The following is a 15,999-nucleotide window of genomic DNA, read 5'->3' on the forward strand; positions in this document are numbered from 1 at the left end:
TGCCCTTGAGCCAGCTTCACGAACTCGACATTCGCAAGCGCAACCATCGAAATGGGCACAAATCACTGACGCCATCTCTGGCGAGCCCGGCTACCCCATCGTGAGCACGAGCTTGCCGCGGACTTTCTGTGTCGCGAGCATCCTGTAAGCGTCGCGAGCCTCGCTGAGGGGGTAAGTTCGACCGACGTGCACCTTGAGCTTGCCGTCCGCCACGAGGGCGTTGGCTTTGGCAAGGGCGTCGGCGGCCGGAGCGGCCCTGACAAGGATCGCGCGAACCCCGTATTTTTCCGCCTCGGCTTGATCGGGCGGCGCGACGATGCTGACGACGATGCCGCCCGCCTTTACCAATCCCCAGGATCGCGCCTGGGCGTCCGGGCCGAACAGGTCGATCACCGCATCGACGCCAGCGACGGCGTTCTCGTACGCGCTCGTCCGGTCGATGACCTGATGTGCGCCGAGCGCCCGGACGAAGTCGGTGTTGGCGGACGAGGCCAACGCAATCACTTCCGCGCCGCGGTTGACGGCGAGTTGTACGAGGATGGAGCCCACGCCACCGGCGGCGGCGTGAACGAGGATCCGATCCCCAGTCTTTACCGCAACAGCATCCAGCACCGCGGTGGCGGTGCTTGCCGCGACCGGCAGGGCCGCAGCCTCGACGAAGCTCAACGCAGACGGCTTGGCGACGAGCTTGTCGGCGTCAATCGCGATGTATTCGGCGAACGCGCCGCCCATGCCGTTGACCGCATGCACCGCGTCGCCAACGGCAAATCCCTGCACATCGGGGCCAAGTTCGGCGACCACGCCGGAGAACTCGCCGCCGGGCCGAAACGGGAACTGGATTGGAAGAAGGTCACGCACCACGCCGCTGGCGACCTTGAGGTCGAAAGGATTTACACCCGCCGCCATCACCTTCACGAGCACTTGGCCCTCAGCAGGGGTCGGCCGCGAGACGTTCACGACGCCGAAGCTGTCGGCACCTTGATAGTCAGAGTATTCGATAGCCTTCATTACTCGATTCCACGATAGACTACGCCAAGACTGACGTTGGAAATGTTCGGGAACGGCCGCAACGCCGCGCACGCCGTCCCCGCACGTCTGATCAGGGTTATTTGACGTAGGTCGCCAGCACCTCGCGGAATGACTTTGCCGGGCGGCCTGACAGGCGCTCGATATCGGTGGTCACGATGTCGAAGTACCCCTCCACGAACATCGCCTTCATATCCATGATCGCATCAACCACGAACGAAGGCAGGCCCATCTTGCCAATCTGTTCGCGCTGCAGATCCGCGGGAACGACCTTGAACTCGACGGGCCTTCCGAAGAGTTCGGCCGCCAATGCAGCGCGGTCTTCACCAGTCACGATCTCCGGTCCTGTGGCGTTGTAGATCGCACCCGCATGACCTTCACCGACCAGCACCCCGGCCAGCGCGGCCGCGAAGTCGTCACGCGACACATAGGCCACGCGCTCGCTGCCCAGCCCGGGAAGTACGCCGCTGGCGACCGAATTGGCAATCTGCTCGGCCATCGACTCCGAATAATAGTTCATGCGGACGATGGTCCAGGCCTGCGCCTTGCGGATGAGGTGCTGTTCGCCAAGCCAGTAGGCCCCGCCCACCGCGGGATCCGCGGCTTGGCGCGTGCCAGCTGCGGACAGCAGCACGATGTGCTTTACGCCGGCTTCCACGGCAGCGTCGATCGCCGCCAGAACCTGTGCGGTGCGCCGCCCGGGCGTGAAATCGGGAGAAGGGATCAGCACCAGCCGATCAAGGCCCGCATAGGCTGCGGCGAGCGTCTCCGGCTGGTCATAGTCGCCACGGCGGGCTTCCACGCCCTCCGTCGCATCCGGGGTGCGGCTGATCGCGACGATGTCTTCAGCTCCGCGCGCCTTCAGTTCCGCCAAGATGGTCTGCCCAAGCTTGCCGCTCGCCCCGTTAACGCCGATCTTCATCGTGATTTCACCTGGTTACAAATTGTGCCTGGGGCTGTAGGTAACACTGGCTCAAGAGCCCGCAAGAAGGCACATGCATGTACCCTTCACGCAGCAATCCTGATTGCCCTGGCCTCAGCGCGCACTAAACGCCAAGCCAACGCCTGGCTGCGGTCGTGACTAGACAACGAAAGAAAGACCCATGCCTGACGGCGTCTCCATCCCTCCGGCCCCTCACGAGGACGATCGCCAGCGCTGTCGTGCACTTGGCGCGGTGCTGGACCGGATCGGTGACAAGTGGGTCGTGATGGTCGTCGGCGCGCTTTCGAACGGGCCAATGCGATTTAACGCCATCAAGCGCATGATAGGGGGCGTCTCCCAGCGCATGCTCACGCTCACGCTTCGCGGCATGGAGCGCGACGGGCTGGTCACGCGGACCCAGTTCCCGACCATTCCACCGCGCGTCGATTATGAATTGACCCCGCTTGGTCAATCGTTGCTCGGGCCGCTTCTAACCTTGAGCGAGTGGGCGACGGCCAACCTGGCCACAATCGAGGCGTCGCGCGCCTTACACGATCAGGCGGATACCGAGGCAGCATAAGCGTCTTGTGAGTGTCGGCCGGATTGTCCGACGCCATTTTTCCCGGCCGATCTGCAACTTGGTTCGGGGCGACTACGCGCCACAAACTGACCTTGGCCCCGGCCCAGGAACAAGACGTTGGCGGAAGGCGCGCCTGGCGATCTATTCCGACGGCGTCGGCGGCTCGAAACTGACCACCAGCTGGCGCAGCCCAGGCCGCAAGCGCGTCGAGTTGAGGCTTTACGTAGGCCCGCGACGACCTTGGGGCCGCCAAGCCGAATTCCATCAAGGTGTACGCCGCCTGCGTGTAGACCGGCCAAGCCGGCGCTCCATTCGTCCTGCCAGCAGCCTGCCAGTCGCCGGGCGCCCCAAACCTCCAAGGCAATAATCTCAAATAATGACTTGACGAACCACAATATGAGATTATTCGATAAGTACGATAAATGAGCTAGGGGCCCGCTTACGAGGCCTCGGGGCACGTGGCGTTCGGGCGCCACGCGCATAGTGGGCAGGAATTTGTGATGCGCAGCCGCTTAGCGACCTTCCTCGCAGCCTTGAGCCTCGCCGGCGCCGCCGGCGCCGCCGCGCAAGACGCGCCCCATTTTCGGAAACAAGGCGCGGCCACCCAGCTCATCGTCGACGGCAAGCCGCTGCTGATCCTCGGCGGCGAACTGGGCAACTCGACCTCGTCCGACCTCAACTATCTCAACGGCTATTGGCCGACGCTGAAGACGATCGGCCTCAACACCGTCATCGCCACCCTCGAATGGGACATGATCGAGCCGAAGGAAGGCGTTTACGACTTCGCTTCGGTCGAGGGCCTGATCAAGCAGGCCGAGGCCAACGACGTGAAGCTGGTGCTGCTGTGGCTGGCGGCCTGGAAAAACTCGACCTCTTCCTATGCCCCGCCCTACATCAAGCACGGTTGGCAAAAGTACGCCAAGGCCCAGGACGACAAGGGAACGCCGGTCGATATCCTGAGCGCCTTCGACCCCGACACCCTAAAGGCCGACCAGCGGGCCTTCGCCGCGCTGATGGCCCACATCAAGGCCGTCGACAAGAACCACACCGTCGTCATGATGCAGGTCGAGAACGAGATCGGCATGCTGCCGGTCGTGCGCGACTACAGTCCCCAGGCCCAGGCCGCCTACAAGGGCAAGGTCCCCAAGGCGCTGACCGACTACCTGCAGAAGAACAAGGCGGGCCTGCATCCCTTCGTCCGCGACGCCTGGACCGCCAACGGCTCGAAGACGGCGGGGACCTGGACCGAAGTGTTCGGCGCCGGCCCGGTCGGCGAGGAGATCTTCCAGGGCTGGGGCTATGCGGTGTTCACCGACGCCCTGACCAAGGCCGGCAAGGCCGCCTACGACCTGCCGATGTACATCAACGGCGCGCTGAACGCCCCCGACCAGAAGCCCGGCGAGTATCCCAGCGGCGGGCCGATCCCGCACATGTTCGACATCTGGAAGGCCGGCGCTCCCGCCGTCGACCTGATCGGCATGGACATCTACTATCCCAACTACGTCCACTGGGCGGACCAGTTCAGGCGGGCCGACAACCCGGTCTTCGTGCCGGAAGCCAACCGCGCCGGACAGATCGACGCCGGCGGCAACGCCTTCTACACCCTGGGCGAACTGGACGGCATCGGCTTCTCGCCGTTCCACATCGAGACCCTGCCCAACCCCGAGACCCACCCGCTTACCGGCGCCTACCGGGTGCTTGGTCAGATCGGCCCGCTGGTCCTGGCCAACCAGGGCAAGGGAACGATGCGCGGCTTCAAGGCGCCGCTGAGCTACGAAGGCGTGGTCGACGAGACACCCAGAATCTTTGAACTGGGCGGCTACAAGATCAGCGCCTCGATGGTGGATTCCCGCACCCCGAAAGACACTCAGACCATCCCTGCCCATGGCGGCCTGATCATCCAGACCGGTAAGGACGAATTTCTCGTCGCAGGCAGGGGCGTGATCCTGCGGTTCGCCGACGCCGATCCAAAGTCCGGCTATCGGGTGGGGCTTGAGCAGGTCGTCGACGGCGAGTTCGTCAACGGCCAATGGGTTCCGGGCCGCTGGCTGAACGGCGACGAGAGCGGACAGGGCCGCTACCTGCGCATGCCGCCGGAGAAGTTCGGCATCCAGAAGCTCAAGGTCTATCGCTACAAATGAGGCTACGGCCTCGGCGGCCGCCTGCGAGCCGTCGCCCCACCCAGGCCGTCACGGAAGACAGCCGCGACACCCCGATTTTCTCGCCGCAACGATCGGCGCCCATCGCCCTGAAGGATTTCAGAACCATGGCGTTTCCGCTTACCCGAGCCGTCCTCGCCGTTTCCGCGCTGGCCCTGAGCGCCGGCGCCGCGCACGCCGCGCCGCGCTGGATGGAGGCTCTGGACCGCGGCGCGGTGGCCGTGCCGGCCAAGGACGGCGGCAATCTGGTCAGCTGGCGCCTGCTGGCCACCGACGCGCCGAGGATCGCGTTCGACGTCTATCGCGACGGGATCAAGCTCAATGAACGGCCGCTGACCGGCGCTACCAACTTCGTCGACACGGCCGGCTCGCCCCAGTCGACCTACGTCGTCAAGGCCCGCGTGAAGGGCAAGGACGTCGAGACCGCCAAGCCCGTCCCGGTATGGGCGGACGGCTATCTGAGCATCCCGATCGAACCGCCGCCCGCCGGGGCCACGCCGACCGGCGAGGCCTATGACTACACGGCCCACGAGGCGAGCGTCGCCGACCTCGATGGCGACGGCCGCTACGAGATCATCCTCAAGTGGGACCCGAACAATCCCAGGGAGACGCCGACCACCTATCCGTCGAACGCCAAGGACAACGCCTTCGACGGCTATACCGGGCCGGTCTACATCGACGCCTATACCCTCGAGGGAAAGCGGCTGTGGCGGATCAACCTCGGCCGCAACATCCGCGCCGGCGCGCACTACACGCAGTTCCAGGTCTACGACTACGACGGCGACGGGCGCGCCGAACTGGCGGTTCGCACCAGCGACGGCACGATCGACGGAACCGGCAAGGTGCTCGGCGACGCCAACGCCGACTGGCGTGAGCCGGGCGGAGAGGTCGCCTCGACGGATCGCACCGGCGGCAAGGTCCAGCCCGACGGCAGCCTGGTCGCGCCGCTGCAGGGCCGCATCCTCAAGGGACCCGAATTCCTGACCGTGTTCGACGGCTTTACCGGCAAGGCCCTGGCCAGCGAGCCCTACTGGCCGGCGCGCGATCCCCGGACGGACGCCCCGACGGCGGCCCAGCTCAAGGAAACCTGGGGGGATGGCTACGGCAACCGCGCCGACCGGTTCCTGGCCGGCACGGCCTATCTCGACGGCCAGCGCCCCAGCATCATCATGGGCCGCGGCTACTACGCCCGCAGCACCATCGCGGCCTGGGACTTCCGGAACGGCAAGCTGACCCGCCGCTGGGCCTTCGACAGCGCAGCGCCCGGCAACGAGAAGTTCTCCGACAACGGCAACCACCAGCTCAGCGTGGCGGATGTCGACGGCGACGGCCGCGACGAGATCATCTACGGCTCGATGGCCGTGGACGACAACGGCGAGGGCCTGTGGAGCGCGGGCCTGGGCCACGGCGATGCGATGGGCGTCAGCGATCTGGACCCGTCCCGTCCGGGCCTCGAGAAGTTCGGCGCCCACGAGGAGGTCAGGAAGAACGGCGGCATCGGGTCGGCCATGCTCGACGCCCGCACCGGCAAGATCCTCTGGACCACGCCCGCGCCGACCGACACGGGGCGGGCCGTCACCGCGGACATCGACCCGCGCTTCCCGGGCTCGGAAGCGTGGGCCAGCAACAGCGACATCCTCTACACCGTTCAAGGCAAGCCCATCGAGGGCGTCAAGCGCCCCCGGGAGATGAGCTTCGTGGTCTGGTGGGACGGCGACGACCTGCGCGAACTCTACGACAAGAACCGCATCACAAAGTGGGACTGGACGACGGGAAAGTCGAAGAACCTGCTGGTGGCGACCGGGGCGGTGGCCACCACCGGCACCAAGAACGTGCCGGTCCTGTCGGCCGATCTCTTCGGCGACTGGCGCGAAGAAGTGATCTGGCACACTCCGGACGAAAAGTTCCTGCGTGTCTACACCACGCCCTACCCCACCGATCGCCGCCTTGTGACCCTCATGCACGACGCTCAGTATCGCGTCGCCGTGGCCTGGCAGAACACCGCCTACAACCAGCCGCCCTATCCAAGCTTCTATCTGGGCGAAGGGATGAAGGCGCCGCCGACCCCGAAGATCGTGGTCAGAAAGCCAGGCGGCGCGAGGGGCGACTAAACGCCCTGACCGTACATTGGCGTACCCGTGGAAATGCGACGCGCCAAACAGGCGGGAGTCACCCATCGCCCATGAGGGCGGACGATGCGGAAATCGATGCTCATCCACTTCAGATGGATTCGGCCCCGCTAAGCATGGCCATGATCCGGCCATGCGTGGCGATGAAAGTGGCGTCGCCTCATCCCAAGAGCCTCCAAGGTCCGGCAATGCTCAAACCCGTCGGGGCGTGATCGGCGCCGCCGCGCTGTCGATCGCCTCGCTCCGTTCCCCGGCAGCTCTCGCCGCGCCGCAGGACGTCGTCGGGACGCGACTGGAGACCAGGGCGATCCGGGCCATCGGCGTTGAGACAGCGCGGACAGACTATCAGGGCCGTGCAGCCCTGCGCGCCACGGCCTTGGAAAGCGCCCCGGAGCTCGACCGCCTGGTGGTGCTGGACACGCCTGACTTCGGCGACGGCGTCATTGAGGCCTGGATAAGCGGCGCCCCGAGCGCTACGGCCAGCGCCACGGCGCGAGGCTTCGTGGGCGTGGCCTTCCGGGTGCACGACGAGGCAAAGCTCGAGGCCATCTACGTGCGTCCGACCAACGGCCGGGCCGAAGATCAGCTACGCCGCAACCATGCCGTCCAATACATCTCCCATCCCGATCATCCCTGGGAGCGGCTGCGCGCCGAAACCCCGGCCAAGTACGAGACCTATGTCGATCTCGAACCTGGTCGGTGGACACATGTGCGGATCGTGGTGGCGGGAGCCAAGGCCCTTTTACATGTCGACGGCGCCGTGCAGCCGACCCTGATCGTCGGCGATCTCAAACACGGCGCCAACGCCAAGGGCGCCGTGGCGCTGTGGATCGGCCCCGGAACGCTAGCCCATTTCAGTGACGTGCGGGTCACTCTTGGGGCGTCGTGAGGATAAAGCGCTTCAGCGCGAGCGCATGGCGATGGAGGCGCTGGCCACGAAGCGATCGCGGGTTGGTTTCCCAACCAAGCTTGCAGTGCGATGAACCGGTGTTATGCGGCAACGGTATGGGTGCACCACGTGAGGTCAACGCTCACTTTCCACCCTTCTCCGCCTGGCCGGAGGTCTGCATCGCTGGCCGGGTCGCGTCATAACCGGACTTTGGGATCGCTCCGGTAACACGACCTTGAGATCGGCCTGCGGCGTTGACGCTTTTCCGCAATCGGCAGGCAGCAGTTTGCTCCAAGAGAACTGGTCGGGTTGCCGCTGGCCTTGCCTTAAGTCTGACCTGAGCCGGCGTCGCCCCCACGCACCCACCGGTCGTCACACCGTCTCGTGGGAAATTATGACCGAGGGTCACGAGATGCCCGGCCGTACCGGTTCGAGGTGACGCGCTAGCCCGAACCTTCCGCCGCGGCGTGGCGAGCGATCCGTTCAGGCTAACGGTTGCTCCCAAGCATCGAAAGCGTCGCGGCCGCCAGCGTCCGATGGGTGTCGATCAGAGTCTCAGGTGAGCCGGTGAGACCCGCGTCGAGCCAGACACGGATCTGCCCCATCAGGCCGCCCGCCAGGAACGCCGCCGCCTGTCGACGAACCTCCGGCCGGACTTGCGGAGAGGCGGCCGTCAGATTGGTGTTGGCGATGATGCGAAGGCGGTCCTCGCCGGCCGCCAGCATGGGTGCGAGTGTCTTGGATCGCGCGATCGCCAGGGCGAACTCGCGCTGCCCCGCGACGTGAAGGACTAGAGGCTCGACCGGAAGACAATCGTTTCGCCCACCTTCGCGATTGCGCCGCTCGCACAGCGAGATCATGTCGCTGAAGGCCCTGCAGACCAGGTCGTCCTTGTTCTGGAAATGCGCATAGAAGGTCGAGCGACCGATGCGCGCCGTGCGAATGAGATCGCCAAGTCGGATGCGGTCGAAGTTCTCCACCGTGCCGAGCGTCATCAAGGCGTGCGACAGGCGGCCCCGCGTCCGCGCCGCACGGTGATCGATCGGTTTCAGCTCAACCCTATTTCCGGACATTCCGGCCCCATTGTCCCGATCCCGTCCCACGCGGCGGGCCACCGCTGGTTTTCCGCGCGATCCGTGCCAACGACAAGCCTTCAGCCGAACCTGGAGCGCGAGATGTCGAACACCACCAAAGCCGGAGCCATGACCCTGATCATCGGCTGGCTGGCCTATATCGGCCTGATGGCGGTTCATCCGTCACATACGGGCGGCCCCAGCCTGGGCCATATCGACCTCAACGACGCCGTGCACTGGACCGGCCTGATCATCGCGCCCCTCCTCGCCTACGGCTATTTCGAGACGTCGCGTCATCTCGAACTCTCGCGCCCCCTGCCGGTGCTGGCGCTTTGCGTCATGACGTTCAGCCTGCTGGCCGGCATGGGCGCTGGCGTCATGAGCGGCCTGGTTCAACCGCAGATCTCTCAGGCCGCCATCGATGGCGAGATGTCGCCCGACCTTCTTCGGGCGCTGCGCCACCAGACCTACTGGATCAATCAAGGCTTCGCCTCCATCCACTATGCGCTGGGCGCGATCGGCATCGGGATCTACGGCCTGGCCTGGATGGGACGGTCCGGTGGGCGCCGCATCGCCATTGGCGGCTTGGCCGTATCGGGGCTGTTTCTCGCCTGGCTGGCCACGGGGACGTGGCGACCAGACTTGCACGGGGCGTTGTTTGCGACGCTCGCGATCGGGGCCTGGTCGATCGCTTCGGCGCTCGCTATGCGCCGAGAGGTCAACGATAGAGATCCGGCCTGAGATCGCGCAGGCGCCGCGTCAGCTCCCTCTTCCGCGCTCGATCCGTTTCAGACACTCGTGGCGCCCCATGGACGCCGACCGCCAACCTTGCCAAAGCCATTCGTACTCGTGGAGCTTCACCTATGCCCGACACCGCAACCCCTAATCTCCCGTCGCGCGACTTCGACGTGACCTCACGGTTCTATGGCGGGTTTGGCTTTGTCGAGACTTGGCGCGACGCAGGATGGATGATCCTCAAGCGAGGTGATTTGATCCTGGAGTTCTTCCTGTTTCCAGACTTCGATCCTGCAGGCAGCGCCTTCGGATCTTGCCTCAGGATGCAAGACATAGCGCCGCTTTTCGAAGCCATTCTCGCGGCGGGTGTGCCCGAGAGGTCCGAGGGCCGGCCATCTGCTCAGCGCCCTAAGCTGGAGAATTGGGGCGGGCTTGTTGGTGCGATGGTGGATCCAGACGGCAGCCTGATCAGGCTTGTTCAAGCGCCAAACTGAGCCTCGACCTTTCCCCTGCCCTGTCGGTCCAATGGTCTGGAGTAAGGCCCGGGTCGCGCCAATTGCTGCCGTTGGGACCGCTCCAGGAACGCGACATTCAGAGCGGGCGCGTTGATGCGTTACAGGTCGATCTGCTCGGACATCTCCAGCGCGTCATCGACCTCAATGCCAAGGTATCGGACCGTGCTCTCGAGCTTCCTGTGCCCGAGCAGAAGTTGGCATGCGCGCAAGTTGCCGGTCTTCTTGTAGATCAGCGCCACCTTCGTTCGGCGGAGGCTATGCGTGCCGTAGGCTCTGGGCTCAAGTTCAATCATCGACACCCACTTGTCGACGAGTCGGGCGTACTGCCGCGTGCTGACGTGATCACCTGGCCGGCTGCGGCTGGGAAACAGCCAGTCGTCGTTGCGCCGCCCACGCACCTTCAGCCAAACCGCCAAAGCGTCTCTTGTAGGCTCGGTGATCTCGAATGGGACGGGCTGTCCGGTTTTCTGCTGGATGATCGTGGCGCGTGCCCGCAGCGAACCACCCGGAGCCACGTCGCTGACACGCAGCTTCACCAGATCACAGCCTCTGAGCTTGGCGTCTATGGCGCAATTGAACATAGCGAGGTCGCGGACCCGCCCGTTCGCTTTGAGCTGCTGTCGTATCCCCCAGATGTGCCTGGGCTTGAACGGCGGCTTGGGGCCGATGATACGGCCCGTGTTCCAGGGGCGCTTGGGAGGAAGGAAGAGGTCAAATTGAGCCATGTTCGCCTCCTGCGAATTGGCTACTCCCCTCGGTTCATTCTACCACGTCTGAGCACCTCACGCGCCGGCGGCGCATAGCTGAAAGGTCCGCTTCTGGAAGCGCCCATCTAATTCGACCCGCGAGACAATTCCGCTCCCTCGCGTTCCAAATCTAGCAAGGTTTTGCCGTCGGGTGGCTGGACATACGGCCTTGCTGGTGGGGCGTCTGCGGCGCACTGCAGTGGCGGATTGCGCGGATCGACGCTCAACACATTGAAGGCGCCCAGCGTGTTTCGCTGGAGCCATCTCAAGTGGTATTGTCGGCCTCGAAGGGTATGCGTGTGCTGCACCGTCAAGACGGTAAGGCGGCCCGTTGTGGCATGGCCGCTCAGCACCCGTCCTACGTTCAACTCGACGATCCAAGGCCACGACATAACGATACGATCGGGTCCGCAATCATAGGCGGCGGTTGGCGTCTCGCGAAGAACCCTTGCTTTCACAACCTTGTCCGCAAACCGAACGGTAACCGGGATGCTGTCGTTGAAGTTGCAGGCGTTGTAGTTGATCTTGGTGAGGCCCATGATGTCGCGGAGCACGCCTTCGATCTTGGGAAAGGCCTCTTTGCTCCGCAGGACCGAGATGAAAAGCGGGTTAGGTGTTTCGGGACCGATGTAAGTATCGAGCTGCGGTGCATAGCCGAGCCGGCACGTTTTTATGAAGCGCCTTTGCGGCGCTGCGCGACAGGGATTTTGAAAGGGCTCGCCATGTTCCCGACCTTCGAAGACGCCCTGCAAGTGGTTCTTCGCCACCTCGACAACCCGCCGGTCGAAGGAACGCCTGAGGACGAGGCCTTCCTGGCTGCCTTGGACGAGGTTCTCACCTTTTCCCGAGACGGTCAGAACGACGAAGACGGCTTGGAGCAGCCCGCCGTTATCGACGACGATCTGCGCGCGCGGCTCGAAGCGGTCGCCCATCGCCGCCGTCCGCAAAACCCCTTCGGCGAACACCCCGACGGCATCGGCCCGACGCTCGGCATGGACCTTCGGATGAAACCGGGGTGACGTCGCTCACTTGTCCTTTCGACTGTCGGCGCGAAGCGGGCGGACCCGAAGCGACCTTACCAGGCCTGGCGTCGGCAGAACCCGAAAGACGAAAGGAAGGGCAAGCGCCAGGGCGGCGCAGGCCGAGGCGAAAACAAAGAGATAAGGCATGGATCGTCTCCGATACGCCGGCTGAATGTTCCCCGACCGCATAGTCGCGAGGCAGCCGGCGAAACGATGCGGGTCCGGGCGACCGTCGAACGGGTCGCCCGGCGTACTGAAAGTCACTGCAATCGCGCGTGACGATCTCAGCGATCGTCGCGAATGTCCCCGCTGACGCTGTCGCTCAGCCGATCGAGACGAGCGGTGATGATCGCCCGCCCCTTGGGGCCGAGATTGCCCTGGCGATTACGCAGGGATCGCTCCTGGCGTTCGATCGCGGCCAGGGTTCGGGTCGCCTGGCCGGCTTCGGCCCGGCTCAGCCTGCCGCTGCTGGCGCCGCGGTTGATCCGCTCGGCCAGTTGCGCCTGACGATCGTCGATGCTGAGCATGCCGCGACCATCCGGATACTGCCCGTTGACGTAATCGGCGCGCGAGCGTTGCGCGTCCGTCGAAACCCAGCTTCCACGAGCATCGTAGTAGCCGACCGTCTCGCCGCGCACCCAACGTCCATTGTCATAGTAACCCGGCTGCGGATCGGAGATCCACGTTCCATCGGCGGCGCGGCGCCCGGCTGCCTGGCCAGGCATCCAGCGTCCATCGGCGTCGTAGCGGCCGGTGGCGGCGCCCGCGATCCAGCGCCCGGAGCTGTCGTAGTGACCCGACGTCACCTCCATCCAACGGCCGTCCTGGGCGTAGTAGCCGGCGGCGGACGCCGGCACCCAGAGACCGTTCGCATAGTAGCCGGACGCGCCTGCGTCCGTGCTCGTCTGCATCCAGCTGCCGTCGGCGCCGTAGTGGCCGCGCGGAGCGCCGTCCACCCACTCGCCGTTGCGGTCGAAGTAGCCGGAGGCCTCGCCGCGCGAGACGGCGTTGGCGTGCCAGGAACCCTGGTTGTCGTAGAAGCCGTAGGCGCGGGCGCAGTCCTCCCGCCCCTTGGCCGCCTGCCCCTTGGCGACTTGATTGCCGATCAGCGCGCCGGCGACGCCGCCGATCACGGCCCCCTTGCCGCGATCGTCGCGGCCCGCCACGGCTCCGCCCGCGACCGCGCCGACACCGGCGCCGACGATGGTTCCGGCCACGCGGTTGTTCTGTCGCTGCTCGCAGGTCTGTTGCGCGAGCGCCACGGCTGGAATGAAGGCCGCGGCGCAGACGCCGGCGACCAGGACTTGGATGCGCATTTTGTGGGATTCCTTGGGAGGAGACATACTCTTCCCGGCAGTCGACATATGGCGCTTCAATCCATATATTCAATGACAACAGAGAATATATGATAGTAATTGGCGCGAATATATATTTGTCGAACGTTGGAACCAAATCAGATATTGGTTCCAACGCGACTAAATAAACGAGCTACATCAACTTGTGAAAATTATTTCAACAGACCCGCCGCCCGCAGCGCCTTGGCTATGACCTCTTGAACGCCGGCGGGCACATGGCCAATGGCGTGCATGACGCCCTGCCCCAGGCCCGAGGCCTCGACAGGCTCCGGATCGACGGCATGCTTCGCCGCCCCCTCACGCTGCGGCGTCGCGGGGATCATCGCCAGGGCGCCGGGCTCGACCCGTTCGCCGCCGTCGATGTTCCAGAACCTGGCGATCTCCAGCGACGAGGATATGCCGGCCTCGAGCATGAAGGGTCCCGCCCTGCCGACATCGTCCGCGCGCTTGGTTGAAAGCGGCGTTCCGTGGCCGAGACCGCGCACGATGTTCAACTCGACGAGGGGTTCGCCGTCGGCGGACCGCCAGATCGATCGCGTTCCGTGCGGCAGAGGCTCCACCCGATGCGGCGCGCTGGGCAAGCCGTTCAAGGCGGCCCATTGCTGGGCCAGGTCATGACCGTTCTTGACCTGCACCGTCCCGTCGGCGTCGCCGTGCCAGATCGACAGCCGCGGACGAGACCCGCCGTCGCGAGACACTGGAACCAGGGCGGCCAGGTTCGCGCCCGAACGGCCGGCCGGATGGTTCATCACCTGCATCGCGCCCTGGACATTGCTGGCCACGCCATAGGGCAGACCGGCGATCACCGCGCCGCCGGCGAAGAGGTCGGGATAGACCGCCAGCATCACCGCAGTCATCGCCCCACCGGCCGACAAGCCGGTGACGAAGACGCGGCTTCGATCGAGATCATGAGTCTCGACCGCGTGGGCGACCATCGCCGCGATCGACGCCGCCTCGCCTTCGCCGCGCCGGATGTCGCCCGGCAGGAACCAGTTGAAGCAGCGGCCCGCATTGTTGGCCTGCGGCTGCTGGGGCGCGACGACCATGAAGCCCATCCGATCGGCCAGGTCGAGCCAGCCGGCGCCTTCCGCATAGGCCGCGGCGGTCTGGGTGCAGCCGTGCAGAACAACGACCAGGGGCGAGTCTGGCGCCAGCCCTTCCGGGCGATAGCCGAGCATCGTCAATTGGCCGGGATTGGCGCCGAAATCGTCGATGCGATTCAGGCGCCCCGTCGCGTCGGAGGTCGGGAAGGACGTACGGCGCAGGCGCGCCAGCATCGCGGTGGTGTCGCCGAGGCTCGGCATGGTGATGTCCTGAAAGAGCGAGACGGAAAGCCGCCGCCCAGTCTGAATGCTGCAATGCAGCAAAGGCGCCATCACGCTTGATCACGTCTTTTGAGAGAGCGAATATACCCCGACTCCAGGCGTTTCCAGAGTCGGGGTGAAGGCTCAGTAGTCGCGACGGACGGGGTCGACGACGTCGCGGTCCTCGGGGCGAACAGCGTCGTCATCGATCAGCACATCGTCGGTCGGAGCCGCCTCGAACGAGCGGTTCTCGCCGTAGAGGGTGCGCTCGCGACCGATCTGCTCGGCGCTGTACGGCGTGGCGGCCGGATCGAAGCTGGTCCAACCGTCCTGACGATAGGCGTCGCCGCGCGTGGCCGCGTCCACGCCCCGTCCCTCGTCGAGGATCCGTTCGACGGCCTGGATCTCGTTGTCATGCGCCTTGACGCTGACCAGGGCGCCGCCGCGACGCACCCCTTCGGAATAGACATTGGCCTCGTCGTCGCTGTGGCCGGCCTCCTTGAGGGCGCCCAGCAGGCCGCCCGTGGCGCCGCCGGCGGCCGCGCCGACCGCGGCGCCGACTGCGGTGGCCGCGAGCCATCCCGCCGCCACGACCGGACCCAGGCCCGGAATGGCCAGCATGCCGAGCCCGGCCAGCAGGCCCGCCCCGCCGCCGACCAGACCGCCTGTGGCCGCGCCCTTACCGGCGCCGTCGGCGACGTCGTTGTCGCCGTCGCCATTGTGGTCGCCCAGCGGACCGTCGGCCTTGCGGTCGCCGTCATGCCAGTTGTCGGTGTTGTCGGAAACCAGGCTGATGCGGTCGTGACCGACGCCGTAGGCTTCCAGGTCCGAGACGACGTCGAGCGCCTCGGTGTGGCTGTCGAACAGCCGGGTGATGGTCTTGCTCATGTGGATGTTCCCAGAAAGGTTATGATTTGAGGCGAGCAAGGACGGCCGAGCCTAGAGCTCGGTGATAGCGCCCTTGTAGTCGATCGAGACGTTGACTTTGCGGCCGTCCTTGGTGGCTTCGCCCTGCCACAGACCGTTGGCGTTCTGGTTCAGCGGACCCAGCGCGGTGTAGCCGGCCTTCTCGATGGCCATGCGGGCCTGGTCGGCGGTGTAGGAGCTGGCGCCCGGGGTGGGGCCGGTCTCGCCGGTGGTCGGCGCGGTGTCGACGGCGGCGTTACCCGGAGCCGCCGGCGCGGAGACGGCAGGCCCTTCGACCTTTTCGTGGTCGGCGTTCTTCTGGCCGCACGCGGCCAGCAGCATCGCGACGAGCGCGACGCCAATCATGGGCTTCAACATGTTCGTGGATCTCCGAGAGGTGCGGAGTTAAGCCCTCTCAACCCGAGAAGGTTGCACGATGATCCGCAGCTTATTCCCGGAAATATGGAAATTTATCTCTGGTAATATGAATATAAATATTTGCACGCATCGTGAAAATAATTCACGCGCGACGGCATCATAAAACAATCGACGTCGAATTCTCCGCGAAGATATTTCGCCACCTGTTTCGTCACCGACTAATAAAGGCGGCCGCCGTCGCGCCCTTCCGGATCGAGACC

Annotated in this window: 16 protein-coding genes; 7 read left to right on the forward strand and 9 right to left on the reverse strand. The window is 65.2% G+C overall.

Annotation, left to right across the window (positions count from 1 at the left end; translation table 11 throughout):
- Window positions 1-90 precede the first annotated feature (90 nt).
- Window positions 91-1,008 (reverse strand): NADP-dependent oxidoreductase, encoded by a 918-nt coding sequence (locus tag DDF67_RS04950; RefSeq protein WP_109099827.1) that lies wholly within the window; start codon window positions 1,006-1,008, stop codon window positions 91-93.
- Between the two features lie 97 nt (window positions 1,009-1,105).
- Window positions 1,106-1,948, reverse strand: coding sequence for an SDR family oxidoreductase (locus tag DDF67_RS04955; RefSeq protein WP_109099828.1), 843 nt, complete (start codon window positions 1,946-1,948; stop codon window positions 1,106-1,108).
- A gap of 181 nt (window positions 1,949-2,129) precedes the next feature.
- On the opposite strand from DDF67_RS04955, the gene DDF67_RS04960 reads away from it, so the two are divergent.
- The 4 genes from DDF67_RS04960 (at window position 2,130) to DDF67_RS04975 (ending at window position 7,705) form a co-directional block, all read left to right on the forward strand.
- Complete coding sequence (locus DDF67_RS04960) at window positions 2,130-2,528, forward strand: winged helix-turn-helix transcriptional regulator (protein ID WP_109099829.1); 399 nt, start codon at window positions 2,130-2,132, stop codon at window positions 2,526-2,528.
- Window positions 2,529-3,028: 500 nt separating this feature from the next.
- Window positions 3,029-4,669: a GH35 family beta-galactosidase gene (locus DDF67_RS04965; protein ID WP_109099830.1), complete on the forward strand. Its 1,641-nt coding sequence runs from the start codon at window positions 3,029-3,031 to the stop codon at window positions 4,667-4,669.
- Between the two features lie 125 nt (window positions 4,670-4,794).
- A complete protein-coding gene (locus DDF67_RS04970) occupies window positions 4,795-6,798 on the forward strand; it encodes a rhamnogalacturonan lyase (protein WP_109099831.1) in 2,004 nt (667 codons plus the stop codon).
- Window positions 6,799-7,024: 226 nt separating this feature from the next.
- Window positions 7,025-7,705, forward strand: coding sequence for a LamG domain-containing protein (locus DDF67_RS04975; RefSeq protein WP_233247544.1), 681 nt, complete (start codon window positions 7,025-7,027; stop codon window positions 7,703-7,705).
- Between the two features lie 488 nt (window positions 7,706-8,193).
- On the opposite strand, the gene DDF67_RS04980 is transcribed toward DDF67_RS04975, so the two are convergent.
- Window positions 8,194-8,700, reverse strand: coding sequence for a TetR-like C-terminal domain-containing protein (locus DDF67_RS04980; RefSeq protein WP_233247545.1), 507 nt, complete (start codon window positions 8,698-8,700; stop codon window positions 8,194-8,196).
- Between the two features lie 207 nt (window positions 8,701-8,907).
- Between DDF67_RS04980 and DDF67_RS04985 the strand changes: the two genes are divergently transcribed.
- Both DDF67_RS04985 and DDF67_RS04990 read left to right on the forward strand, forming a co-directional pair.
- Window positions 8,908-9,519 carry a hypothetical protein gene (locus DDF67_RS04985; RefSeq protein ID WP_109099834.1) on the forward strand — a complete coding sequence of 204 codons (612 nt, stop codon included), beginning with the start codon at window positions 8,908-8,910 and terminating at the stop codon, window positions 9,517-9,519.
- 122 nt (window positions 9,520-9,641) lie between these two features.
- Complete coding sequence (locus DDF67_RS04990; RefSeq protein ID WP_109099835.1) at window positions 9,642-10,007, forward strand: bleomycin resistance protein; 366 nt, start codon at window positions 9,642-9,644, stop codon at window positions 10,005-10,007.
- A 119-nt stretch (window positions 10,008-10,126) separates the two neighbouring features.
- Here the strand turns inward: DDF67_RS04990 and DDF67_RS04995 are convergent, their stop codons facing one another.
- Both DDF67_RS04995 and DDF67_RS25695 read right to left on the reverse strand, forming a co-directional pair.
- Window positions 10,127-10,753, reverse strand: a complete 627-nt coding sequence (locus DDF67_RS04995) for a site-specific integrase (protein ID WP_109099836.1) — start codon at window positions 10,751-10,753, stop codon at window positions 10,127-10,129.
- Between the two features lie 107 nt (window positions 10,754-10,860).
- Window positions 10,861-11,526, reverse strand: coding sequence for a hypothetical protein (locus DDF67_RS25695; protein WP_199229156.1), 666 nt, complete (start codon window positions 11,524-11,526; stop codon window positions 10,861-10,863).
- Between DDF67_RS25695 and DDF67_RS05005 the strand changes: the two genes are divergently transcribed.
- Window positions 11,497-11,793: a hypothetical protein gene (locus tag DDF67_RS05005; protein WP_199229157.1), complete on the forward strand. Its 297-nt coding sequence runs from the start codon at window positions 11,497-11,499 to the stop codon at window positions 11,791-11,793. The genes DDF67_RS25695 and DDF67_RS05005 overlap by 30 nt on opposite strands.
- A gap of 287 nt (window positions 11,794-12,080) precedes the next feature.
- Here the strand turns inward: DDF67_RS05005 and DDF67_RS05010 are convergent, their stop codons facing one another.
- The 4 genes from DDF67_RS05010 to DDF67_RS05025 all read right to left on the reverse strand — a co-directional run bounded on the left by DDF67_RS05010 (window position 12,081) and on the right by DDF67_RS05025 (window position 15,739).
- Window positions 12,081-13,112: a glycine zipper 2TM domain-containing protein gene (locus DDF67_RS05010; protein ID WP_158277990.1), complete on the reverse strand. Its 1,032-nt coding sequence runs from the start codon at window positions 13,110-13,112 to the stop codon at window positions 12,081-12,083.
- Between the two features lie 191 nt (window positions 13,113-13,303).
- Complete coding sequence (locus DDF67_RS05015) at window positions 13,304-14,455, reverse strand: extracellular catalytic domain type 1 short-chain-length polyhydroxyalkanoate depolymerase (RefSeq protein ID WP_158277991.1); 1,152 nt, start codon at window positions 14,453-14,455, stop codon at window positions 13,304-13,306.
- Between the two features lie 144 nt (window positions 14,456-14,599).
- Window positions 14,600-15,343, reverse strand: a complete 744-nt coding sequence (locus DDF67_RS05020) for a hypothetical protein (protein ID WP_109099839.1) — start codon at window positions 15,341-15,343, stop codon at window positions 14,600-14,602.
- Window positions 15,344-15,394: 51 nt separating this feature from the next.
- On the reverse strand, window positions 15,395-15,739 hold the full coding sequence (locus tag DDF67_RS05025) for a hypothetical protein (RefSeq protein ID WP_109099840.1): 345 nt from the start codon (window positions 15,737-15,739) through the stop codon (window positions 15,395-15,397).
- Window positions 15,740-15,999 lie beyond the last annotated feature (260 nt).

The sequence above is a fragment of the Caulobacter endophyticus genome, from assembly GCF_003116815.1.
In the GTDB taxonomy this organism is placed as follows: domain Bacteria; phylum Pseudomonadota; class Alphaproteobacteria; order Caulobacterales; family Caulobacteraceae; genus Caulobacter; species Caulobacter endophyticus.